This window comes from Mycobacterium basiliense (genome assembly GCF_900292015.1).
Classification (GTDB): domain Bacteria; phylum Actinomycetota; class Actinomycetes; order Mycobacteriales; family Mycobacteriaceae; genus Mycobacterium; species Mycobacterium basiliense.
The window spans coordinates 3,606,717-3,630,909 of the sequence record NZ_LR130759.1; the positions used below are offsets into that span (position 1 = coordinate 3,606,717).

The window sequence follows — 24,193 nt, forward strand, 5'->3', positions numbered from 1 at the left end:
CCTCGACATACCGTACTAACGGTATGTCGACTTAGTCAACACTCATGTCGAACAACATCAACGTCTATGTCAATCGACAATGGTGTCGATGCTCTGCAACATCGCGTTGACCCATCTCGACACTTTGTTGACAATCGTCTACACGTACGTAAACTGAGATCCATGTCCGCAACTTCCGAGGCGACCGAATACGTCCAAGCATCTAGGGGCCGGCGCTCGTCACATCTCTCCGGCGACGACCGCGAGCAAGCGATCCTGGCAGCCGCCGAACGACTCCTGGCGGAGCGCCCGCTGGGCGACTTCTCCGTCGATGACCTGGCCAAAGGCGCCGGGATCTCCCGCCCAACCTTCTACTTCTATTTCCCGTCCAAGAACGCGGTCTTGCTGTCTTTGCTCGATCACCTGAACCTGAAGTCACGCTCGGCGGTGGAGGGGCTCGCCGAGAAACTACCGGCAGATCCCGCCACGGTTTGGCGGTCGGCAATCAATGCGTTCTTCGAGGCGTGCGGGACCCATCGAGCCGTCGCCGTTGCCGGTGCCGCTGCCAAAGACAGCAACACCGAAGTTCGCCAGATGTGGTCCAAGGTGATGCAGCAGTGGATCGACTACAACACGGCGGCGATCAAGCACGAGCGCGAATGCAATGCGGCCCCTGACACGATTCCGGCCGAGGACCTCGCCGTAGCGCTGCAGCTAATGACCGAGCGGGTAATGGCCGCAACATTCGGCGGCGAACAGCCCGCGATCTCATATGAGAATGTCGTCGATACGTTGACGCACATCTGGCTGGCCAGCATTTACGGGCGCTGACCGGGCGATCCGCGCCCCAGCCGCACGCTAGTTCTCGCGTTCTGATCGGCATTGTGGTCAACGGCGGATACGCGCGGGTAGCCCCCCGCGGCGCAGCAGCCAAACGATCACCCCCACCAGCACCGCCAGCACCGGGAGCCACGGCAGAACGAAACCAACCGCCAGCATGACGCCGCCGAAGGCGGAGAGCAACGACTGCCAACCCTGTTCGAGCGCGCCGACAAAGCCACCATGAGTCACCGTCGTCGACGCCGAAAGGGTGACGTTAATCGTCGCGTAGCTGATCTCGTCGCCCAGCGTGGCGCGCTGGGCCCGCAGCGAGTCCAACTCGGCCTGTCGTTGGGTCAGTGACGACTCCGCGGCGAGCAGGTCGGCGACGTCACCGGCCCTGCCCATGAGCTGCAGCAACCGATTGACCGAGGTTTGCAGCGCCTCGATGCGGGCATCGAGATCTACGCGCTGCGAGGTGACGTCGGCGTGGCCGATCGACATCGACTCGACAGCTCCGAGGTGCTTGGCTTCGACCAAGACCCCATCGAGTTTGTCCGCCGGAATGCGCAACACCAGGCTGACCGTCGGTGGCCCCGACCGGACGGACGGTCCCGAGCGCTCCGATCGCGAGTCCACTCGCCCGCCGGCGGCGGCGACCGCGGACGCCAGCCGGTCGGCGGCCTGCGTGGGCTCCGCGACGACTAGCTGGACCGATCCGGTGGTGACGATGTCGCGCTTGTAGGTACCGTCCGGAGGTGCCAGTGGCGGCGCCGGCGCCGCTGGCGCCGCCACCGTGTCCTCGCCAATGCTGCCCTTGGTCTCCGGAATGGTCGCATCCGAAATGGCTGTCGGCTTGCCACCCGCTAGACCCTCGCCCCCGCGAGTCGACGAGGAAAGTCCGTATTGGTTCAGCGACCATGCCCACCCGAAGCCGAATAGCAACACGGCGACCCCTGCCACCACTACCACATTGCGCAGCTTGACCATTCGCGCTTGCGATGCCGCCTTGCCCGGATGCTGGTTCGCTGAAACACCCGGAATGTCGGCGTCATCCGGTGTCTGGTCCCAGCCCGCAGGTTCCTCGACGGGTTGCAGCACCCGATGCTGTAGTTCGCCCTCGGCTACCACCCGACCGCCCTGGCGCTCGTGAGCGAGGTAGGCGGTGAACCTGGATAGCACGCCGAACCGCAGCGAGGTGTCGACGATCCGCGTCGCCAACTCATCCCTGGCAGCGCTGCCACCTCCGGACGAGGCAAAGCGGTCTTCCAGGTCGCGGAGGTGGGCCCGAGCCCACTGAGCGATCACCGTCGGGTCGGCGCGGCGCTGGCCGGCGATCCTGATCGACCAGTCATCGTCTTCGCCGGTGGTACCGCGCAGGACGAGCGAACCGACGGCGCTCCCCCGATACCGCCCGGTCACCACCAGTGGCACCCCCGGAAAAAAGTCGGGTAATCGGGCCGGGCTGGTGGTGTCCTCGATGGTCGCCAGCCCCTCGGCGTACAGTGCCAGCGAGTACGCGAGCGGGGCGCCGATGCGGCGGTGGATGGCCTGCATTGCCTCGTCGAGTCGGTCCTCGCTTTCCACCAACTCGCACCGTCCCCCGCCGACACTGGCCAGGCGGCCCAGGATTCCGGCGTTGACGGCCTGATCAACACCGATCGTGTGTAGCCGTACCCGGCCCAGATCGTTGGACAGCTCACGCAACAGTTGATCCTCGTTGCCCACCTGCCCGTCGGTGATCAGGACGACGATGGCGTCCCGGTTATCGGTATCGCGCGATCCCCGCACCAAAGCCAGAGCCTGCCGCAACGGTGCGACCAGCTCGGTGCCACCACGACCATCCACGCCGGCGAGGTGCTCGACCGCGCGGTATCTGTGGCGGTCGCTGGCCTCGACCAACCCCTCGGGCAGACCGGTGGGTCGTTCGATCCGGTCATCGCAGGTCAGCACCGCGAACCGGTCGCCGCTGCCGAGTGTGTCGATGATGCGCGCCGCGGCGCGGCGGGCCGTCGCCATCTTCCAGCCGCGCATGCTGCGCGAGCGGTCCAGCACCACCACCACATCTCGGGGGCGCGGCGGCGCAGTCGACGCCGGCGCCAGCACGGTCAGCCGATAGGTCCCCTCGTCGCCGTCCGTATCCGGTACCAGCTCGAGCGAGTCGGTCAGGCCGTCAGCGCCGTAGCGCAGCCGCAGGACGAAGTCCCGGTTGGCCCGCGCGTCGGGTTGCACTCGTATCCGGCCGTCGTCGGTGGTGACCGCGGGCAGGCTCGACCGCACCTGCGACAGGGTGAAACCGGCAGGGTCGATCCCGACGTTGATGACCAGTGGAACCGGATGCGGGAAATCGGGCAACAACACGGGCGGGGTGATGCGCGAGGCGTCGGGGGCGGCGTCGGTGTCGTCGGCGTGGCCGTCGCCGACCGCGCTATCCGCCATCGGCTCGCCAGGGATGTACCGCGGCGCTACCACGAGCGGGAAGCGAAACGTCGCCTCGCCGTCCTCGTAGGTCAGGGGGTTGATCAGCGTCAGCGCGACGCTCACCCGTCCACCAGGCACGATGTTGCCAACCCGGATGCTGAAAACGTCCGGGCGTTCCTCCTCGGCGATGGCTGCCCGCCGGCCCGAATCCAAGGCCTGGTCGTAGGTCTGCCGGGCGGTCTGCCGTTCCCGCAGGTCGGCCTCGACGACCCGCTCGTCGGTGGTCATCCGCATTCGGGTGACCGCGCTGCGATCCGGCAGGGGGAACACGTAACTGGCTTCCAGGGGTACGTCGAAGGTGTTGACGAAGTCCTGCGTCAACTCGACCTGGCTGGTGAGTCCAGTGATATCCACCCGCACATCGATGCGCTGCAGCGGGAGGTTGCCCCGATCGGTGTGCAGGGTGCCCGGCGCGGCCCCGTCATCGGCTGCGGCCAGGCGCCTCGTCTCGGCGTCGCTCATCGACGTGACGGGGACAGTCATGATGGGCTCCGTTCATCTGCGGATAGCAGGCCACGCTCGGCCAGCCGTTCGAGCAGCGGCCGAGCGGCCGCATGGATCGCGTGGAGGTCGTCCTCGTCGGGTCGGGAAGGCAGCAGTAGCAGTGCTCCGCCGGGCAGGCTGACCGCGGACAACGCTGTGACAGTGTCAGTTTCAGTGCCGTCAGTTTCAGTGCCGTCAGTTTCAGTGCCGTCAGTTTCAGTGCCGTCGGCAACGGCTGCGGCGGCGGGCGGGTCGGCCCAGAAGCGGCCCCGGCGGGACGCCGGTGTTGGTCGCCGAGGCGGTACCGGCCTGGCCGTGAGGAGTTCGTCGGGAACGGCGGCGACCCGCCGCAACGTTTCCTCGGTCGCACCGGCGAGTTCGGCTTGGATCTCCGCCAGCGAGCGCCCCTCGGCCTGCCGACGTTTGACGGCGACGATCTGCAGCAGGTGCCGGCTGCCGTATACCGCTGTGCGTCCCTGCATGACTGGCCGGTCGACGAGCCCGGTGGTGGTGTACCACCGCACCACCCGCCGATCGGGCAGCTCCCGGACTCGCCCGTTGGGCGCCCCCGGGTATGCGGAACCGGCCAGGCTGACGGCGACGCGGCGGACCAACTCGTCCAGCGTCCAGCACGGCGGTGCGGTCATCCCTCAATACTGACACTGTCATACTGACACTGTCAATGATTTGCTGGCGGGGCGGCGTGCGGCCGGCATCGGCGGTGATGCGTGGTTGACGTCCGCCCGTCGCACACGGGGGCGCCGACCCGACTAGCCGCCGGCTGAGCCGCCAGCGCCACCGCTACCGGCGCTGCCCCCGGAGCCACCGCTTCCAGCCTGGCCACCGATGCCCCCTTGGGCGCCGGCCCCGCCGTTGCCGTTTCTGCCGGGGGTGCCGCTGAAGCCGCCGGAACCGCCCACGCCACCATCGCCGCCGTCGCCGCCAGGGCCACCGTCGCCGCCATCGCCGCCATCGTCGCCACCGATGCCGCCGGCACCGCCAGTGCCCCCGACGGAACCGTTGCCCCCGTCGCCACCATTGCCGTCGGCCGCGGCGGCACCTCCGATACCGCCGGCCCCGCCGCCGCCGCCCGCCCCGCCCATGCCGCCATCGCCACCGCCGGTTCCCCCGGTGCCGCCGGCACCGCCCTGGCCACCAATGCCTCCATCGGCCCCGGTGCCGCCGGACCCAAGCACGCCAGCGCTACCGCCGGACCCGCCCGCGCCAGCGCCGCCGCCAACCCCACCGGCTCCGCCGCTGCCGCCATCGGCGCCGCCGTCGCCACCGGCGCCGCCTTCGCCACCGGCGCCACCTTGGCCGCCCGCTCCCCCGTCCCCAGACGGACCGTTCCCACCGTGTCCACCATGACCAGCGGAGCCGCCCGCCCCTCCGGTGCCACCACTGCCGCCATGGGTGCCGCCGGCCCCACCAGCGCCACCTTTGCCACCGGTGCCACCTTGACCCGCCGCTCCCCCGTCCTCTTGCAAGCTGTCCCCACCGGCTCCACCGTCACCAGCGGCGCCGCCGGCCCCACCGGTGCCACCAGTGCCGCCATCCGTGCCACCGGCCCCCCCGGCACCACCTTGGCCACCGGCGCCACCCACCCCGCCACTGCCGGCGCCGGGGTTTGGATTCGTACCGCCGACCCCGCCAGCGCCAGCGCTACCACCCGCCCCGCCGACGCCACCGCTGCCGCCATCCGCGCCACCGGCCCCACCAGCACCACCTTGGCCACCGACGCCACCTTCCCCGCCGGACCCTGCGTTGCCGATGCCGGTGTTGATACCACCGGCCCCGCCGCCGCCAGCGCTACCCCCCACCCCGCCGACGCCACCGCTGCCGCCATCCGCGCCACCGGCCCCACCAGCACCACCTTGGCCACCGACGCCACCTTCCCCGCCGGACCCTGCGTTGCCGATGCCGGTGTTGATACCACCGGCCCCGCCGCCGCCAGCGCTACCCCCCACCCCGCCGACGCCACCGCTGCCGCCATCCGTGCCACCGGCCCCACCAGCACCACCTTGGCCACCGACGCCACCTTCCCCGCCGGCCCCCCCGTCGCCAATGCCGGTTTCGGCTCCACCTTTCCCTCCGAGACCGGCGGAGCCGCCGGCCCCACCCGCCCCGCCAATACCACCGCCGGCGCCACCGATGCCGGCACCGCCGTCCCCACCGTCGCCGCCATCCCCACCGGCTCCGCCGGCCTCGCCAGCCGTGGCCGATGTCGCGCCGGAGGCGTCGCTGCCGTTGCTGCCATCGTTGCCGTTGCCGCCGAGCCCGCCGGCTCCTCCGACGCCGCCGGTCCCATTGCTCCCGTCCGCGCCGCCGTCGGTTCCGGTACCCGCGGCGCCGGCGGTTCCGCCCCGGCCGCCGTTACCGCCGGCGGCGCCGTCGCCGCCGGCGGCGATGTTGTGCCCACCGGATCCCCCCGCTCCGCCGGTGCCGCCCTCGCCGCCATTGCCGCCCATACCCCCGCCGACACCGCCGATGCCCGCACCGCCGGCCCCACCCTGCCCGCCACCGCCGGCGTCACCGCCGTCACCCCCGGCAGTGGGCGTGGCGGAATCAGTTCCGGCGAGACCCGCCCCGCCGGCTCCGCCAGTGCCGCCACCGCCGCCGACGCCGGCCGTGCCGCCCAGCCCACCGGCGCTGCCACCGTCTCCGCCGACGCCCCCACCGCCGCCGGTGCCGCCGGCATTGCTGAGACTTCCGGCGCCGCCGACGCCGCCGGTGCCGCCAAGGCCGCCAGCGCCGCCGGCCCCCGCTACCCCGCCGGTTCCTCCCGCCCCAGCTGCTCCGCCGGTGCCACCGGTGCCGCCACCACCACCCCTGCCGCCACCACCTGGGCCGCTGCCGCTATCGGCGGCACCCTCACCACCAGTCCCACCGGCTCCGCCGGCGCCACCGGCACCGCCGGCACCATTCATACCGCCGACGCCACTACCGCCGCCGTCGCCGCCGTCACCACCCGAGCCGCCCGCGTAGCCAGCGCCGCCTGTCGAGCCGACGTCACCCGCGCCACCGATACCCCCAACCCCACCGGTACCACCGATGCCCGCGTGGCCGGCCGTCCCCAACAAGCCGCCGGCCCCCCCGGCTCCAGCGGCGCCCGCGTTGCCGCCCACCCCGCCCGATCCGCCGGAGCTACTAGCACCTACGCCGCTGCCGCCCGCACCGCCCGCGCCACCCGCCCCGCCATCGCCACCGGCCCCACCGGCGCCCAGAAACAACGGATGGGCTCCACCGGCCCCGCCGGTGCCTCCAATGCCACCGGCAAACCCGGCCGCACCGGCGGCGCCGGTGTCTCCGGTGCCGCCGGCACCGCCAGTCCCGCCGACCCCGCCCACCCCGCCGAACAGCGAGTTGTTGACACCGCCGACCCCGCCAGCGCCACCAGCGCCACCGTCCGTGCCGAAGCCGACGCCGCTACCGCCTTCACCACCAACACCGCCGGCGCCGGGCGCAAACAATCCGGACACAAACCCCAAACCCCTGCCGCTACCCCCGTTTCCACCCAGCCCACCGGCCCCGCCGCCGGTCCCACCGGCGCCGCCGGCCCCACCGGTCCCGCCAGCGCCGAGCAGCCACCCGCCACTGCCGCCCGCTCCGCCGTTGCCACCGGTTCCACCCGACGCCCCGACGCCGCCGGCCCCGCCGAGCCCGCCGGCCCCGAACAGGCCTGCCGACCCGCCGGCCCCGCCGTTGCCGCCGGGCACGCCCGACCCGCCGTTGCCGCCGTTACCGAACAAGATCCCGCCGTCACCGCCGGCCACTCCGGTACCCGCGGCGCCATTGGCACCGTTACCGATCAGCGGGCGTCCCAGCAGCGCCTCGGAAGGCGCATTGATCACGCCCAGCAGGTCCTGTTCGAGGGTCTGCAAGGACGCCGCAGCGGCGGCCTCGGTGGTCGCATAGGCACCCGCGCCCTGTCGCAGAGCCTGCACAAACTGTGCATGAAGTGCCGCCGTCTGCTTGCTAAGTGCCTGATATTCCTGGCCGAAGGCGCCGAAAATCCGTGAGATCGCCAGCGATATTTCGTCACCGGCCGCCGGCAGCAGATCGGTCGTCGAGGCCGCAGCCGTCGCATTGGCCGTCGCGATCGTTGACCCGATGCCATTCACGTTCTGCGCCGCCAGGGCGATCCACTCCGGCGTGGCGAACACATACGACATCAGCGAACCTCCCACTAACCGACATGGCTTGCAACGACGCGTCGCCTATTGAGCCCGGACACGCGACAGCCCGCCGAGCCGCTCCACGCAACTTCCCCTCGCATCCGCTGTAACTAATGATCTGCAACTACCGCCCAACGCCATTAATGACGAGCTACGACTGATGGATTCAGCAATATCGCGCACCAACTACATAGCAGCCCGACAGCACTGTCAAGGATGATGAATTAATTGCGAATTAACTCTCGCACGACCCGTGCGCACAGCGGGCCTCGCGTGAGACACCATGCGAGCGCTCTGCGCTACATCCGACGCAAACCCCTTGTCCAACAAGGCTGTCACGCCACATCCGATGCCGCTAAGACGCGTGCTGCGCGCCAAAAAGCTCGACGCCGCGAGCGCATGGCGCATCTGATTTGCGGGGATTTGCGGGGATTTGCGGGGATTTGCAGGGATTGGCTCAATCAAATGGGCCCGCCGACCGGAGTTTTCCGGTCGCTCGAGCATTTTCCGTGGTTAACCATTGTCAGCTGTAATTCGCGGACCAATAGGGCAGATCCACCCGCACGAACGCTCGCCGACAGACCGAGCTAGGTCCTCGCGCCGGATTTGGCAGCAAGCCAACCGTCGCGTGCTTGGCGGCGCCGGGCAGGCGCTCGGCGCTACGCCCGGCCCGTGCTGCTGGAACACGCCCCGCTACCAGCTCACTTCAGAGCCCCGCAAGCATGCGCCGCGGCCGCATCCTGCCCGGGCGCCGGCTCACACCAGGTGTTGATTGAACGCGTAGGCGGCCGCCGCAGTGCGGGACTTCACGTCCAATTTGGCGAAGATATTGGACAGGTGGCGGGCCACGGTCTTCTCGCTCAGTACCAGACTCTGAGCGATTTCAGAGTTGGTCTTCCCCGCGGCCACCAATCGCAGAACCTCGACCTCGCGGGCGGTGAGCCCACCCGGCGTCGACGGCCGCAGTAGTCGGGCCACGTCGCGCGCCGCGTTAGCCAATCGGAGTTCGGCGAAAACTCGCTGCGCCGATTGGAATTCGACGACGGCCGAGTCCTCGTCACCGAGCGCCCGCAAGGATCGGCCAATCAATGTGGAACACCGGGCAAGTTCGCACGGTGCGTTCAGGTTGGCCCACCCGTCCGCGGCGGCGCGCAACTGGGCAATCGCCCGCCCATGGTCTCCCCGGGCGTTGGCAACGGCGCCGGTCGCATAGGCGGCCATCGCCCTTATTCCCGTGCTACCGAATTCGGCTGCGATTTGCGTCAATTCGCCGCTTAACCGCTCCGCCTGGTCGAGCTCGCCTGCCGAAACCAGGATCTGTACGGCCGCGGGCAGCAGCTGCGATCGCCCGATGGCATGGCGCGACTCCGCCAGCAACCGCCGCATCGCATGGACTGCCGATGCCGTCCGCCCCTGCGCCAGCCAGAGCAGGACGAGGCCCGGTTGGGGGTCATGACCGTACTGGCGGGCCGCCTGATAGGCCTCCTCGGCGGCGTCGAACTCACCAAGGATCCGCAACACGTCGCCCCGCTCGGCAAACGCAAGACCGGTCGGAGCGACGGCTTCCATCACTCGATAGCGCTCGACCGCGAGGGAAAACTCTTGCAGCGCTTCGCGATAACAGCCGAGTACTCGCATGATCTGGCCCCGGTGCACCGCGCACTGACCGGTGAATGCAATCAGGCCTCGCTGGTCGGCGCACCAGCGCGTCAGCGCGGTCGTCCATTGGGCAGCGCGGTCGAAATCTGAAGTCTCCTGACACGCCTCGATCATCGAGCAGTAGACCTGACCGGCAAAGATCGTCGATACCGCCCCGGCGGCCACGTCCACCATCGACTCATCGAGCAACTCGAAGCCGTGGCGTACCTGACCCGCGTAGATCAAGAGTCGGCCCTGCGACGAAAGGCCCACCGCCGTCAGATCGGCGTCGTGGAACCGTCGGCCGTAGTCGGTGATGGACGCCGCGCATTCGGCCGCGTCCTGGAACTCGGCGGCCGAGAGATGGCGAAACATCCGCAGGATTTGCAAATACCCACGTTCGGCAACATCGCCGGCTGCGTCTTCGAGCAGCCGTTGCATGCGGGCTTGCCAACCGCTGGCGATCGCGGTTTCACCCATGTCGTGCAGCGTTCGCGCCAGCCAGAATGCGCAACGCAGCGCTCCCATCACGTCGGCGCGGTCAAGGTGGGAGTGATACGCCCGCTGGAGCGCCTGTACGCAGTCATTGTTCCGGCCGGTCAGGTAGGCGGCGGTGGCCAGGCAAGCAAAATCGGCTCCGTGCTGTGCGGCGGTATCGAGGTCAGAAAGCCGCTCGTAGGCCGCCACCCAGTCACGGCGCTCATACGCCTCCCGAGCTTCCAACAAACTCTCGACGACGCCCAATACGATTCACCCACACCGACGATACGCCGCCGGCAAGTCACGCAACGACCGGTGCGGCTTCGACGCTGGGGACCCGAGAGGCGATACGGCGTGCAACGAATTCGGCATCGCGACCGACACCGATCAACAACATTGACCCGAAGGCAAATTGGAAACCCAAGCCGCAGAAGTACAAACCCGGCGCCCGGTCGGCGATGCCACGGTATTCCGCGGGCCATCCGTCGTCACCCGCGATAGACGGTTCGATCCAATCGAAATCCTGTCGAAAACCGGTGCACCAAACGATATTCCGCACATCGAGGACAGTCCCGTCGGCCAGCATCGGCAGGCCCGACGCGACGCCGGTGACTCGGGCGGTGTGGCGTTCGACTCCCCTGCGGGCAAGGTCTTGCCGCTTTACCCGCAGCATAGGCCCGCCGTGTGCGCGGATCTTCCGCATTTGCTTGCGTCCGATCGGGGTACGACGTGTGATGATGTGGCGCCACAGGAATACCAGCACCGGTAAAACAGCGTGAAGCATAAAGGAATCCCAGCGCACGGGAACTTGACCGCAGTCGCGCCCGGCGAGCACCGTCCTTCGTCCCGCGGCGAGTTCGTAGGCGATATCGGTGCCCGAATGGGAGGCGCCGACGACGAGCACGGGTCCAGGCTGCAATTGCTCCGGACAACGGTAGCGGCTGGAGTGCAACTGCCGAATGCCGGGATCGAGCCGGCGCGCCAGGGCGGGAACATTGGGTGTCCGACCGAAAGTGCCCGTGGCGATGACCACGTTGTCGCAGGCGATGGTGTCGTCACCGAGGGTTGCTAGGTAGCCACCGCCTGTCCCGCTGGTCAGCCGAACTACCCCGGTGTTCATCCGCACCGGTAAGTCGAAACGCATCGCGTACCTCTCGAGATAGTCGGCGACGTCGTCTCGGCTGGGGAACTCCCACTCATCGTGTCCCGGAAAGGCAAGGCCCGGAAGGCCGCTGTACTTCGCGGGCGTGTACAGCCGCAAAGAATCGTAATGCGCCCGCCAGTTGTCTCCGATTCGGGCATTGCGGTCGACGATCAGAAATTGGCGGCCGAGTCGCTGCAGGTGATACCCCGTGCTCAAACCCGCCTGACCGGCGCCGATGATCAGGGTCTGGACGTGTTGTGTAGTCATCGGTCCTCCTCACAGGCACTGCGTTCAGCGAAGCCGATATCTCGACGCTAGGAGCCAGGTGAGCCGGCCGACATCGGGCGATATACCCATTCGCACCGCACGCGGCGTGGGTGATTCTGCGGTGGCGATACCGAGATGGCAACGTGATCCGGGCAACCAGCGGCCAGCGCGGCGGCACGATGCGACGGCAGGGCGGCTCACCTGCGCGATTCGGCAATCCCACCGCCAACGGCCGGCGTCTCGCTCACAATAGGGAGTTGTGCACGCTGCTGCTGGCCTAGCCGGGGACTAGAGGGTCGATGGCGCACGATCGTGTTGGGTTCGGTGTCCTCGGGCCATTGGAGATGACGATCGATGGCGCGGCCATACCGCTGGGTACCCCCAAACAACGAGCGGTGCTGGCCGCGTTGCTGATCAATCGCAACCGACCCGTCGCAATCGATGCATTGATCGACGCGGCGTGGGAGCAGGGAGCTCCCCCGGGGGCGCGAGACACGCTGTACGCGTATGTGTCAAAGCTGCGTCGCCTGATGGCCGGCGCCGGCATCGAGACCCGCGGGCTGCTGGCAAACACGCCGCCTGGGTATCGACTCACAGTTGCCGACAGCGACTACGACCTCGGCCTATTCGTGGCCTCAAAGAACGCCGGTGTACGGGCCGCCGCGGCTGCGCGGTTTGAGCAGGCCAGCGAACACTTCTCGGCCGCGCTTGCGCAGTGGCGCGGTCCTGTGCTCGACGACCTGCACGACTTCAACTTCGTCGACGCCTTTGCAGCCGGACTTGCCGAGGAAAAGGTGGGCACACACGTCGCTCGCGCCGAAGTCGAAATCGCTTGCGGCCGACCTCAATCCGTGATCGGTGAGCTCGAAACACTCGCCACTGACCATCCCTATCGGGAGCCGCTTTGGGCACAGCTGATCACCGCCTACTATCTGGCCGACCGCCAATCTGATGCGCTCGATGCCTTTCGGCGACTCAGGGACAGGCTGGCAGCCGATCTCGGCGTCGACCCCGCTCCTGCGCTGCGTGCGCTGCACGTGCGGATCCTTCGTCAGCGACCGCTCGACGTCATCAAGGCCGCGCAGGCGAACGCCGATGAAACCATCAGCACGTTGTCGCATTACCTGACGGCATCGCAATACATGACGGCGCTTCCGGACGCCACCCGCGGCCCCTCACTACGCGACGCGAATGAACGTAGGTACCCACTGGTGGCTACCACCACCCGTATCGGGCGCAGCCCGGATAACGACATCGTCCTTTCGGGTTCCAAGGTCAGCCGTCACCACGCCGCGGTCGTCGACACCGGTTCCAGCTTCGTCATAGTGGATTTGCGATCGCTTAACGGCGTTTCGGTTTCTGGCCGACGCATCCATACCAGCACCGCCCTGACCGAAGGTGACCGGATTCGCATCGCCGAACACCAGCTGATGTTCGAAACCACCTCGTGAGAGCTCGTCGCTGTCGAACGGGGTCGTGGCCTGGGAACCGGAGGTGCTGATATTGGCGGCAACGGCAATTGCTGAGCGGCTCGGCTGGTCTCGGGCGATAATGAGGCGCAACGAGTGGGTCCGTGAACCACACCCGGCATCTTTATCGCCGGATCCACCGGACGCACGACCAGGTTCCTACAAAACAAGTCGCTAGGTTTGGGGAATTGCTACAGCCGCCGCGCGAGTGCGACAGTCAAGGTGCTGGTTGCTGGGCAATGTCGTCGCAGGAGGTCCGATGACGGGTACCGATGCAGGTAAACGGCCATCCGACCCAGCCGTGACCGAGAACGAGCCGTATGACGTGCAGCATCGTGTGCGTAGGGTCGACGGCGGCTTCTTTAGCGCCACCGCTGATGCGGGTGAGTTGGCGGGGATCACCACCGCGAATGCGGTGGCGGAGTTAGCTGAGCTGGGCTTCATCGACGCATATGAAGTGGGCCGGGGCGGGTACGGGGTGGTGTATCGGTGTGTGCAGACCGAGTTGGGCCGGGTGGTGGCGGTCAAGACGTTGACCGCCGATGTGGCGGATCTGGGGCCGCGGTTTCTGCGCGAGGAGCAGGCGATGGCCCGGCTGACCGCGCATCCGAACATTGTGCCGGTGCTGCAGGTCGGCCAAACCGCTAGTGGTCTGCCGTTCTTGGTGATGCCCTTTTGCGGGCACGGGTGTGTGCAGCAGCGAATCGAGCGCTACGGGGTATTGGCGGTCGAAGAGGTATTGCGAATCGGGGTGAAGATAGCGGGAGCGTTGGAGTCGGCGCACCGGGTGGGCGTGGTGCATCGAGACGTCAAGCCGGCCAACGTGTTGCTGACAGATTATGGCGAGCCGGCGTTGTGTGACTTCGGAATCGCGCGTACCGAGGCGGGATTTCAGACCGCGCCCGGGGTATTCGTCGGGTCACCCGCCTACAGCGCACCCGAGTTATTAGCCGGTGAGCCACCCAGCGCCGCATCGGATGTATATGCGTTGGGGGCCAGCCTGTTTGCCGGGTTGACGGGTCATGCGGCATTCGAGCGGCGCAATGGTGAGCAGGTAGTGGCGCAATTCCTCCGAATTGCCAGCGAGCCGATCCCAGACTTACGCGGCAGCAATATTCCCGCCGACGTGGCCGAGGTGGTCAACGCGGCGATGTCCCGCGAGCCCGGAGATCGACCCTCGGCGCAGGAGCTGGGTGAGCTGATCCAGCGGGCCCAAGCCGAACATGGCCTGGCTGTCGATGCGATGGCGCTGCCCGGCGCCGACGGTGCGGAGCGGAGCCGCTCCGCGCGGCGCGGGCCGACAGGCACCCGTTCAGGAGCGGAAGGCCGCGGTCCGGGCCGGGTGCCGGTGCTGCCGGCCAGGTTGGTCGGGCGCCGCGACGAGCTGGCGCAGTTGCGCAAGTCGTTGTACGGCTCACGGCTGGTCACGGTGACCGGGATGGGCGGGGTCGGGAAGACCACCCTGGCCACCGCCGCTGCCGGCCAGTTGCGTGCCGAGTTCTCCGATCAGGTGTGGCTGGTCGAGCTGGCCGAGCTGGCCGACGGCGACATACTGGCCGAAGTGGCCCTTGCCGCCCTCGGGGTATGCGATCAGACCGGCGCGCCACCCACCGACGTGCTGGTCGACTTCCTCGGCCACGGTATGACCCTGCTGGTGATCGATAACTGTGAACAAATCATCGACGCGGTGGCCAAGCTGGTCGACACCTTGCTGCACCACTGCCCGCAGCTACACATCCTGGCCACCAGCCGCGAAGTCCTCGATGTCGACGGGGAATCCGTCCTGCCGCTAATGCCGTTGCCGGTGCCCGAACCCGACGCCGACTCCACGCTGGGCAGTCTGGCCCGCTATGACGCGGTGGAGTTGTTCGTGGCACGCGCCCGCGCCGGGGTCCCCGAGTTCCGCCTGACCCAAGCCAACGCCGCGACGGTGGCCCGGGTATGCGCGCGCCTGGACGGCTTGCCGCTGGCCATTGAGCTGGCCGCCGCTCGGCTGCGCGCCTTGTCGATCGAGCAGATCGCCGACGGCCTGGCCGACCGCTACCATCTACTCAGCCGTGGCCACCGCGGTGCGCCCACCCGTCAACAAAACCTCGTCAGCTGTGTGGCTTGGAGCCATGACCTGTGCACCCCCACCGAACAACACCTGTGGGCAACGCTATCGGTGTTCGCCGGCAGTTTTGATCTGCCCGCCGCCCGGCACCTCAGCGCCGACAGTTTGACCGACAAGCAGTGCCTGGATGTGATGTGCACGCTGGTCGACAAGTCCATCCTGATCCGCACCGAAAACGATGGCCAGGTTCGGTTCCGCCTGCTCGACACCCTGCGCGACTACGGCCGCACCCACCTCACCGATACCGAACACCACCAACTACGCCACCACCACGCCGACTACTACCACCGTCTGTCGGCACAAGCGTTCAGTGATTGGTTTGGACCTCACCAAATCGAGTGGCTCAATCGCCTCACCGCCGAAATGCCCAACCTGCGCGAAGCGCTGCAATTCTGCCTCACCCACGACCCCGCCACCGCGCTGGAATTGGCCGCCAATCTGCGCGAGGTCTGGATTCCGCGCGGCATGTTCAGCGAAGGCTACCGCTGGCTGGATCTCGCCTTGACCGCTTCACCGCCCATACCGAGTCCCCAACACGTCCGAGCCTTGGCCCACATTGCGGAGTTCGCAAATTTTCGCGGCAATTTGCCGGAGGCGACAAGACGAGTCACGCAAGCACGCCAACTTTACGAATCGCTGGCCGACCGACGAGAAATCGCCGTGCTCGAATGTACCGACGGCCACATGGCAATGATCAATGGCGACTTCGAACGCGCACGGGAATGCCTGCGGCGCGCTGCGTCGGCGACCGAGGATCTGCAATCGAAAGGTTGCGCGATGCTGCTCCTGGGTTGGGACTCGCTGTTTTGGGGCGATATCGACAACGCATCGGACTGGTTCGAGAAGGCCCTTGCCGTGTCTGAATCGCACGACGAATCGCTACAACGATCATATGTGTTGGTGTGCAACGGAATTAGCGCATGGCGACGAGGCGAGTTCCACCGCGCCGAACAACAGCTGCGGCAGGGTCTGCAAATTTGTCGGGCCCTCAATGACCGGTGGATGGCCGCGCAGTATTTTGAGGCGCTGGCCTGGTGCGCCGGATCCAACGAGGACTTCCGACGTGCCGTCATGTTGATGGCCGCGGCCAATGTGCTGAGCCCGGCTACCGGATTTCCGCTGATGGCACTGTTCTCCGGACTACACGACCAGTGCGAACAACGTTCCCGCGCCGGGCTCGACGACGCGGAATATGCGGCGGCGTGGAACCAAGGCAGCGCACTGAGCTTTCACCAGGCCGTCGTAGTGGCCATGGGCGAAGACGAGAGCAACCATTTCGCAGGCGCCCCGGGCAATGCCGGACGGTAACCGGCTTGAGGTGATCTCTGATCCCGGTGGTTTCGTGTTGCGCATCAAAATCGCATAGCGCCTCTTAGCAGCCAACAAGATTTGGCCTCGCTTCCGGAGCCGCCCGGGCTGCCATCCGCCCGGAATCCACGGCGTCATCAATCTGTTTGAACTTCACCATTCCGACTGCCGAGACGTCGGGCTCGCTAATGGCCGCAACTCGCGGCGCCTCGCCCAGGTTCCGGCCGGAGGTCGTAAGGTCCACGACGCGAAACAATGTCTTGCAGCGGCGGCAACACTTCATCGGCGCCGGCCATGAGCAGCCGGACCAACCCGGGGTGCCGACAAAACGACGGCAGGAAGCCAAAGCCCTTCGACAGCAGGTACTTTCGGCGTTGGTTCACCCATATGACTTCGTCATCCGGATCCGCGCGCCTCGCGTCGGCCGGGGAACTGTTCACCAGCCCACCATCGACGAGGATCTGCTGACCGTGCGAAACCGGGGGCATGAGGCCGGGCGCGGATGCTTTCGCGGCCCACACGGGCGGTTCTCCACTGCTGGTACCCGCGGGTAAAGGTTGCACCGATCGACGAGGGTACACCAGTGAGCTATCAAGGCAGGCCAACTGGACGACGGTAAGGATTTGTAAAGGTCGGGCCCCAATAGTACTGACATGCGAGCCCAGCATGTTCCAAGCACACAGCCCAATGCCCAGGTAGGTCGGCCCCGGGTTGCAAGCTTCTGCCCGCGGCCGCTTCGGCTGTGCCACCGCAGGTAACCCAGGCAACAGTAGGAGGTTTCGATGGCGATCGCAGCCCACCGGGCGACGATGGCACTGAGTTCTCGGATGCCGAACTGAGCTCCTTCGAAATCTCTTTTTGCAGTCGCAGTCGCACCTTCGAAAAACGCTTCGGCGAAAGGATAGAGTCCGAGATGGATACACCGAAAGGCAACGGCGCACGTCCCGTTCTTATCAGCACCGCGGCGCCGGGCATGCAGCAAACAACCAGGCACCCGGTCCAAGCTAGAACATTGCATGTTTCTGGGGAACCGCTTGGCGTGCGAGATGCAGCGGCCCACGACAACCTCCGGAGCGACGACAACGCAACCGCTGGTAGCGGCACCGACAACGAGCAGCGCCGACGGCGCGGCCGCCCGCGTGGCAACAACTCCAACACTCGCGAGCGTATCCTCGCCGCTGCTCGCGAACTGTTTGCGCGCAACGGTGTCGAACGGACATCGGTACGGGCCGTGGCCGCGGCGGCGGACGTGGATTCGGCGCTTGTGCACCACTACTTTGGAACCAAGCAGCAGCTTTTCGCCGCCGCGATCGAACTTCCGATCGACCCGAAGCAGGTGCTGGGCCACATGCGGAAGACTCCGGTCGAAGAACTCGGCTTCACGCTGCCGTCCACGCTGCTGCCGTTGTGGGATTCCGAACTCGGCGCTGGGTTGATCGCCACCCTACGGTCCGTGTTCGAGGGCGGAGATGCGAGTTTGGCCCGCTCCTTCCTGCAGGAAGTGGTCGCCGCCGAAGTGGGTTCTTTGGTCGACAACCCGCCAGGCACCGGCGCGATCCGCGCCCAGTTTGTCGCGTCGCAATTGCTGGGCGTGGTCATGGCTCGCTACATCGTGCAGATCGAGCCGTTCGCGTCGATGCCCGCCGAGGACATCGCGCGAGCCATCGCGCCGAACCTGCAGCGCTACCTCACCGAGGAGCTGGAGTTCCCGCAGGCGTCGTGAATCGGGCGTGCTCGCCGTCGTCATCGACCACGCCGTCGTCATCGACCACGCCGTCGTCATCGACAAAATGGGCCTCCTCGACCCGGCCGCGCCGGGACACCGTTCCGGCGCGGCCGGGTCGAGGACGGGACCATCGCGCACACGCTCGCGCCCGCCCGCATCACCCCGATCGTGATTTGGGCTCGGGGCCACGACGCCCGGCCGGTTCTCACGTTCGCAACCGTTGTGGGTCCACCGTTGACACCGGCGTAACAAGTTTGCCATCGAACCTTCTTAAGGTGAGGCGGTCCACACGGTCGAGAAATCGTGGACCCCCTCAGTGCTTAGGAGCTCAATTGAGCGGAAACGCTGTTCGTCTGCAGGCGATCAACAACGTCGAGGCATATGTCCCCCCAGCCGTCAGCTTCGTCGCGGGTGAAACCCCCGGTGAGATCTTCGGCTCCAACGTCTTCACCAAAGCCGAGATGCAGGCCCGCCTACCCAAATCGGTTTACAAGTCGGTGCTGGCGACGATCGAGAGGGGCGCCAGGCTGGACCCCGCGATCGCCGACGCCGTCGCCGTCGCGATGAAGGACTGGGCGCTGGAGAAGGGCGCCACCCACTACGCCCACGTCTTCTACCCGATGACCGGGCTGACCGCCGAGAAGCACGACAGCTTCTTAGAACCCACCTCCGATGGACAGACGCTGGCCGAATTCGCCGGTAAGACCCTTATTCAGGGCGAACCCGACGCCTCCAGCTTCCCCTCGGGTGGGTTACGCAGCACCTTCGAGGCGCGCGGCTACACCGGCTGGGACGTCACCAGCCCGGCCTATGTCCTGGAAAACCCGAACGGCAATACCCTCTGCATTCCAACAATCTTCGTCTCGATGACCGGGGATGCCCTGGACTACAAGACTCCGCTGCTGCGCAGCCAGCAGGCCATGGGCGTGCACGCCGAGCGGATTCTGCGGCTGTTCGGCCACAAGGACCCCAACAAGGTCGTCTCGTTCTGCGGCCCCGAGCAGGAATACTTCCTTGTCGATCGGCACTTCTTCCTGGCCCGGCCCGATCTGGTCAACGCGGGTCGCACCGTCTTCGGTGCCAAGCCGCCCAAGGGCCAGGAGTTCGACGATCACTACTTCGGCGCGGTTCCCGAGCGGGTCCTGGGCTTCATGATGGACACCGAGCGCGAGCTGTTCAAACTCGGCATCCCCGCCAAGACCCGGCACAACGAGGTGGCTCCCGGCCAGTTCGAGGTGGCACCGATGTTCGAGCGCGCCAACATCGCCTCGGACCACCAGCAGCTGCTGATGACGGTATTCAAGACTTTGGCCAAAAAGCACGGCATGGAATGCCTGTTCCACGAGAAGCCATTCGCCGGCGTCAATGGCTCGGGCAAACACGTCAACTTTTCGGTCGGTAACGCCGAGCTCGGCTCACTGCTCGTCCCCGGCGACACCCCGCACGAGAATGCCCAGTTCCTGGTGTTCTGCGCCGCGGTGATCCGTGCCGTGCACAAATACGCCGGGCTGCTGCGGGTCTCGGTGGCATCGGCCACCAATGATCATCGGTTGGGCGCCAACGAGGCCCCGCCCGCGATCATCTCGATCTTCCTCGGTGAGCAACTCGCCGACGTGTTCGAGCAGATCGCCAAAGGGGCGGCCACATCGTCGAAAGGCAAAGGCACCATGATCATTGGTGTCGACACCTTGCCGCCGCTACCCACCGATCCCGGTGACCGCAACCGCACCAGCCCGTTCGCGTTTACCGGCAACCGATTCGAATTCCGGGCGCCGGGCTCTGGGCAAACGGTCGCTGTCCCGATGACCATCCTGAACACCATCATGGCCGACTCTTTCGACTACATGGCCACGATCCTGGAGAAGGCCGTCGAGAACGGGGAGGATTTCGATAAGGCCGTGCAGAAGCTGCTCACCGAGATCATCAGCGAACACGGTGCGGTGGTGTTCAACGGCGACGGCTATTCGGAGAACTGGCAGATCGAGGCCGCCGAGCGCGGCTTGCCCAATCTCAAGACTTCGCTGGACGCCATTCCCGAATTGATCAAGCCGGAGTCGATCGACCTCTTCGCGAAATATGGCGTGTTCAACGAACGCGAGCTGCACAGCCGCTACGAGGTACGGCTGGAGCAGTACGCGCTGACCATCGCGGTTGAGGCGCGGCTGACGTTGGAGATGGGAACCACGGTCATCCTGCCCGCGGCGATCCGCTACCAGACCGAACTCGCCCAGAACGTCGCTACCCTGAAAGCCGCCGGCGTTGAACCGAGCATGGCGGCACTCGAAGCGATCTCGGCTCCGCTTGCCGACCTCTCCGCAGCGCTGGCGACACTGAAGGCGGCGCTGTCCGAGCACTCGGCGGACACCGCGCTCACCGAGGCCAGGCATGCGCAGCAAGCGCTGCTACCGGCGATGGACGCGGTGCGCGACGCCGCCGACACGCTGGAAAGCGTTGTCGCCGACGACTTGTGGCCGCTGCCCACCTACCAGGAGATGCTCTACATCCTCTGATGAGCCCGTCGGGCGTGGGGGTCGGACGTGCATGCGCGTCCGCTGGTGATTCAGGGCCCCCACGCCCGACGACCCGGGCCACTGTCGGCGCACACCCCTGCTCGTCGTAGTCACTCCCACGCGGCATCATGCGAGTTCACGTTGCCAGGGCGTTTGTCGGCCGGCACCTCGAGGGCGCATGCTCAGTGTCTCGACAGATCGGAGGTGCAGGATCGATGACCCGCGACATTGCCACAGAGGTAGCCGACGACGGCGTCGCGACACTAACGCTGGACCGACCGGAGCGGCGCAACGCGCTGTCGATCAAGGTTCGCGAGGAGATCAGCGACCAGCTCGACAACTGGGCGACCGATCCGGCAGTCCGCGCGGTCGTGCTCACCGGAGCGGGGTCGACGTTTTGCGCCGGATTCGACCTCGGCGAATTCGCGCAGGCCGATCTCGCGCCACGGATTCGGGACAGCTCGCATCGCTACCACCTCGCCGTCTGGCAGTTCGCCAAGCCGCTGGTGGCCGCCGTCAACGGCCCGGCGGTGGGCGGCGGTATGGATCTGTCTGTGCTGTGCGACTTTCGAATCGCCTCGACCAATGCGGTATTTGGACATCCCGAAATCAAATTCGGTGCGCCACCGCTGTTTACCCCGCTGCAGTGGATCGTCGGCATGGGGGTAGCACGTGACCTGTGTCTGACGGGACGGCGAATCGACGCGACCGAGGCCCTGCGGGTCGGCTTGGTGAACAACGTCAGCGAACCCGGGCGGGTGCTCGATGACGCTTTGGCGGTCGCGCGCACCATTCTCGAGGCTCCCCAGGCCGCGCTCGAGTTCACCAAGCGCTACGTGGTGAGCAGCCCTAGCGCCACCTTCGAGCAAGCCTTTGCCGTGGAGCACGACGCGGTGTTCGACGAGTTTTTGCAGGGTTCGTCGGGCCCGCGGAGCACCCCATGACCCCGGCCGAGCCACGGGTGCCCGTCGTCGATATGTGGGCGCCGGTGGTGCCATCCACCGAGATCATCGACGACCTGCGGGCTGGCTTTCCCGCCGAACTTTTGTCGTACTTTGCAGTCTTTAGCAAACAAGCCATCAGCGCCGAGGTGTTTAGCGACTATGTAGCGACGCGACGCTGCAGCGACGAGCACATACTTCAGTCCCTCGACGACGCCGCCATCACCCGGAGTTTGATCACGGGGTTCGACGAAAAGTCGACGTGCGGAGTCACTTTCGTGAACAACACCCCGGTGGCCGCACTGGCGGCGCGCCATCCCGAGCGATTCATACCGTTCGCCGGCGCCGACATCATGGCCGGCAGCTCGGCCGTCGACGAGTTCGAATGTTGGGTGCTAGAACACGGTTTCCGCGGTCTAAGCCTGCGCCCTTTCATGATTGGGCGCCCCGCATCCGATCCGGCCTACTCCCCCTTCTACGCCAAGTGCATCGAACTGGGTGTCCCACTTTCCATCCACACGTCGGCCAATTGGACTCGGACTCGGCCCAGCGATCTGGGTCACCCACGCCACATCGACGATGTCGCGTGCCGGTTTCCCGAGCTGACGATTCTGATGAGTCACGGCGGCTATCCCTGGGTGCTCGAGGCATGCCTGATCGCGTGGAAACATCCCAATGTCTACCTGGAGCTGGCCGCACACCGTCCCAAGTACTTTGCGTCGACGGGCACCGGATGGGAACCGCTGATGCGTTTCGGGCAGACGACCATCCGCGACAAAGTCATCTACGGCAGCGGCGGGTTTCTCTTTAACCGTCCCTACGCCCAACTATGCGACGAGATGCGCGCGCTGCCGGTCCGGCGCGAAGTCCTCGAGGACTGGTTGTGGCGCAACGCCACTCGGCTGCTGCGGCTCGATGAGTAAACGCACGCTTACCGGCCATTCTCAGCCGGGGCGATCGGCTATTCGGGCAAATAAGCTCGTTGGTCAAGGCATGAAGGTCGACGACTCCACGGGCGCTCCAGTCGCCGCCGACCGTCGGCCAGGCTCGGTCTTCGCCACGCGGGTGGCAGCGGAAATTGCTCGTGCATGGGCGGGTCGGCGGCCGCTCATTCGTGTCCGGGCGGTCGAAGACCAAGGGCGCTCAGCAGCTCGTCACGCCCCCACGGCCGACGACTTTCGTTATCGGCGGAGTCTCTGAGCCGTCCACTTTGAGCCCGCAACCCGGACCGCTTCTTCAGCTTTTGGCGCAACCCTCGAAGACTGGTCAGTGGAAGGAACAGTGTCGGGGCGTCACGCTGGGCCTCAACCCGGCGCCCGGGGTCTCCGTGCTGCGCAGAGTTGCTGGGGTGCAGCGGGTTAGCCGGGTGCAACGCCGGGGCCTGAGTCGCAGGTACTGAGGCCGCCGCCGAGACGGCCGCCGGTGCCGCCGGTGTCCCAACCTCACCCAGGCCGCCGCTGACACCGGAATCTGCGATCGCGCCGCCCGCCCAAGGTGCGCCGACCCACGGGGTCGTCCCGTAGCCCATGCCCGGGCCGCCGTGGCTAGCAGCGACGACGGGGCCGTGGCCGCCCCACCAGCTGGTGGCACCCGCGGCACCGGCATCCCCCGGGCCAGCCAGGCCGCCGGTACCGGCATCGCCGGCGACGCCGACGCCGACGCCGACGCCGTCACTACCGCCACCGTTGTCAGTGACCACCCCGCCGCTGGCGCTGCTGTGCTGGGTGGGCGCGGTATCGCCGGCCGAGGCCCCGACACCACCGTGCTGAACGCCGGCACCGAGCGCGGCGCCGTTGTCGGTGGCGCCAACAGCGTTGGATTGGGTGAGGTGCTGAGCGGAACCACCACCGCCCGGTCCGGTCGGGCCGGCACCGCCAGGGCCGACCGGTCCGGCGTTGCCGCCGAGCTGGCCAGCGTCATGTGGCCCGCCGAGCACGCCACTACCGACCGCGTCCGCGTTCCAGCCGTTTGCGACGGTTTGACCGATTCCGCCAAGGCCGCCGGCGCCGCCGTTCTTCCCGCCGCCCAGCACGCCGTTGCCGATTGGTGAACCACCGGCCCGATTCTCACTCGACATGCCTACCGCGCCCAGCACCGTCTCCAGCGGTGAGGCGTTGGCGGCCTCCGCATTGGCGTAGGAGCCCGCACCCGCCTGCAGGGCCTGCACGAACCGGTCGTGAAACAGCTCCGCTCGGGCGCTAAGGGCCTGATAAGCCTGCGCGTGGGCGCCAAACAGCGCCGCGATCAGCATCGACACGTTGTCACCGCCGGCGGGCAACACCGCCGCCGTCGGGACCGCAGCGGCGGCATTGGCTGACTGCATCGTCGAACCGATCGCGGCGAGATCCCCGGCCGTTGCCGCCAACACGTGCGGCGCCGCGACCACGTACGACATGGGCGAACAACCCCTATTTCTGGACTCGACCGGTGGCCGAATCGTCTTTGATTGCGCTGACAGCGCAAATCCTATCGCGATCGGGGGCGGCATCCCAGGGTTGCGACACGTCGCGGACCCCCAACACCCGACGTCGACGCGAGGGGTTGGCTGTCCGCGATGCCCGGCCGGCACCCAACGTCAGCCTTTGGTAACTAGCAGGTGATCGCGCTTTTGGATCCCCAATGGGATTGCCGTGGCATGTGTTTGGTGCGCGCCGCACCGG

General features: G+C 67.0%; 14 protein-coding genes. 7 read left to right on the top strand and 7 right to left on the bottom strand.

The genetic code is table 11. The features are described 5' to 3' along the window. The first annotated feature begins 162 nt into the window (after nucleotides 1-162). On the top strand, nucleotides 163-810 hold the full coding sequence (locus MB901379_RS15195; protein ID WP_158017413.1) for a TetR/AcrR family transcriptional regulator: 648 nt from the start codon (nucleotides 163-165) through the stop codon (nucleotides 808-810). Between the two features lie 57 nt (nucleotides 811-867). Here MB901379_RS15195 and MB901379_RS15200 read toward each other — a convergent pair whose 3' ends face one another. From MB901379_RS15200 to MB901379_RS15220, 5 genes are all read right to left on the bottom strand, one after another. Continuing rightward, the gene (locus MB901379_RS15200) at nucleotides 868-3,762 is read right to left on the bottom strand and encodes a DUF4349 domain-containing protein (RefSeq protein WP_158017414.1); all 2,895 of its coding nucleotides are present in this window, start codon (nucleotides 3,760-3,762) and stop codon (nucleotides 868-870) included. Beyond that, on the bottom strand, nucleotides 3,759-4,409 hold the full coding sequence (locus tag MB901379_RS15205; RefSeq protein WP_158017415.1) for a MerR family transcriptional regulator: 651 nt from the start codon (nucleotides 4,407-4,409) through the stop codon (nucleotides 3,759-3,761). The genes MB901379_RS15200 and MB901379_RS15205 overlap by 4 nt, the downstream gene beginning before the upstream one ends. 123 nt (nucleotides 4,410-4,532) lie before the next feature. Continuing rightward, nucleotides 4,533-7,934 carry a PE family protein gene (locus MB901379_RS15210; protein WP_158017416.1) on the bottom strand — a complete coding sequence of 1,134 codons (3,402 nt, stop codon included), beginning with the start codon at nucleotides 7,932-7,934 and terminating at the stop codon, nucleotides 4,533-4,535. Nucleotides 7,935-8,693: 759 nt separating this feature from the next. After that, nucleotides 8,694-10,319, bottom strand: coding sequence for a LuxR family transcriptional regulator (locus MB901379_RS15215; protein WP_158017417.1), 1,626 nt, complete (start codon nucleotides 10,317-10,319; stop codon nucleotides 8,694-8,696). A 37-nt stretch (nucleotides 10,320-10,356) separates the two neighbouring features. Next, entirely contained in the window at nucleotides 10,357-11,466 is a 1,110-nt protein-coding gene (locus MB901379_RS15220) for a flavin-containing monooxygenase (RefSeq protein ID WP_158017418.1), read from the bottom strand. 299 nt (nucleotides 11,467-11,765) lie between these two features. Between MB901379_RS15220 and MB901379_RS15225 the strand changes: the two genes are divergently transcribed. Together MB901379_RS15225 and MB901379_RS15230 are read left to right on the top strand one after the other, a co-directional pair. Beyond that, nucleotides 11,766-12,917: a BTAD domain-containing putative transcriptional regulator gene (locus tag MB901379_RS15225; protein ID WP_158017419.1), complete on the top strand. Its 1,152-nt coding sequence runs from the start codon at nucleotides 11,766-11,768 to the stop codon at nucleotides 12,915-12,917. Nucleotides 12,918-13,194: 277 nt separating this feature from the next. Continuing rightward, nucleotides 13,195-16,356: a protein kinase domain-containing protein gene (locus tag MB901379_RS15230; protein WP_158017420.1), complete on the top strand. Its 3,162-nt coding sequence runs from the start codon at nucleotides 13,195-13,197 to the stop codon at nucleotides 16,354-16,356. A gap of 185 nt (nucleotides 16,357-16,541) precedes the next feature. Here the strand turns inward: MB901379_RS15230 and MB901379_RS15235 are convergent, their stop codons facing one another. Beyond that, nucleotides 16,542-16,844 carry a hypothetical protein gene (locus MB901379_RS15235; RefSeq protein WP_158017421.1) on the bottom strand — a complete coding sequence of 101 codons (303 nt, stop codon included), beginning with the start codon at nucleotides 16,842-16,844 and terminating at the stop codon, nucleotides 16,542-16,544. Nucleotides 16,845-17,395: 551 nt separating this feature from the next. On the opposite strand from MB901379_RS15235, the gene MB901379_RS15240 reads away from it, so the two are divergent. The 4 genes from MB901379_RS15240 to MB901379_RS15255 all read left to right on the top strand — a co-directional run bounded on the left by MB901379_RS15240 (nucleotide 17,396) and on the right by MB901379_RS15255 (nucleotide 22,456). Continuing rightward, nucleotides 17,396-18,079, top strand: coding sequence for a TetR/AcrR family transcriptional regulator (locus MB901379_RS15240; protein WP_232021868.1), 684 nt, complete (start codon nucleotides 17,396-17,398; stop codon nucleotides 18,077-18,079). 335 nt (nucleotides 18,080-18,414) lie between these two features. Continuing rightward, nucleotides 18,415-20,592, top strand: a complete 2,178-nt coding sequence (locus MB901379_RS15245; RefSeq protein WP_158017422.1) for a glutamine synthetase III family protein — start codon at nucleotides 18,415-18,417, stop codon at nucleotides 20,590-20,592. A 215-nt stretch (nucleotides 20,593-20,807) separates the two neighbouring features. Continuing rightward, on the top strand, nucleotides 20,808-21,536 hold the full coding sequence (locus tag MB901379_RS15250) for an enoyl-CoA hydratase/isomerase family protein (protein WP_158017423.1): 729 nt from the start codon (nucleotides 20,808-20,810) through the stop codon (nucleotides 21,534-21,536). Further along, on the top strand, nucleotides 21,533-22,456 hold the full coding sequence (locus MB901379_RS15255) for an amidohydrolase family protein (RefSeq protein WP_158017424.1): 924 nt from the start codon (nucleotides 21,533-21,535) through the stop codon (nucleotides 22,454-22,456). Before MB901379_RS15250 ends, MB901379_RS15255 begins: the two co-directional genes overlap by 4 nt. A 185-nt stretch (nucleotides 22,457-22,641) precedes the next feature. Here the strand turns inward: MB901379_RS15255 and MB901379_RS25050 are convergent, their stop codons facing one another. Then, the gene (locus MB901379_RS25050; protein ID WP_158017425.1) at nucleotides 22,642-23,928 is read right to left on the bottom strand and encodes a PE family protein; all 1,287 of its coding nucleotides are present in this window, start codon (nucleotides 23,926-23,928) and stop codon (nucleotides 22,642-22,644) included. Nucleotides 23,929-24,193 lie beyond the last annotated feature (265 nt).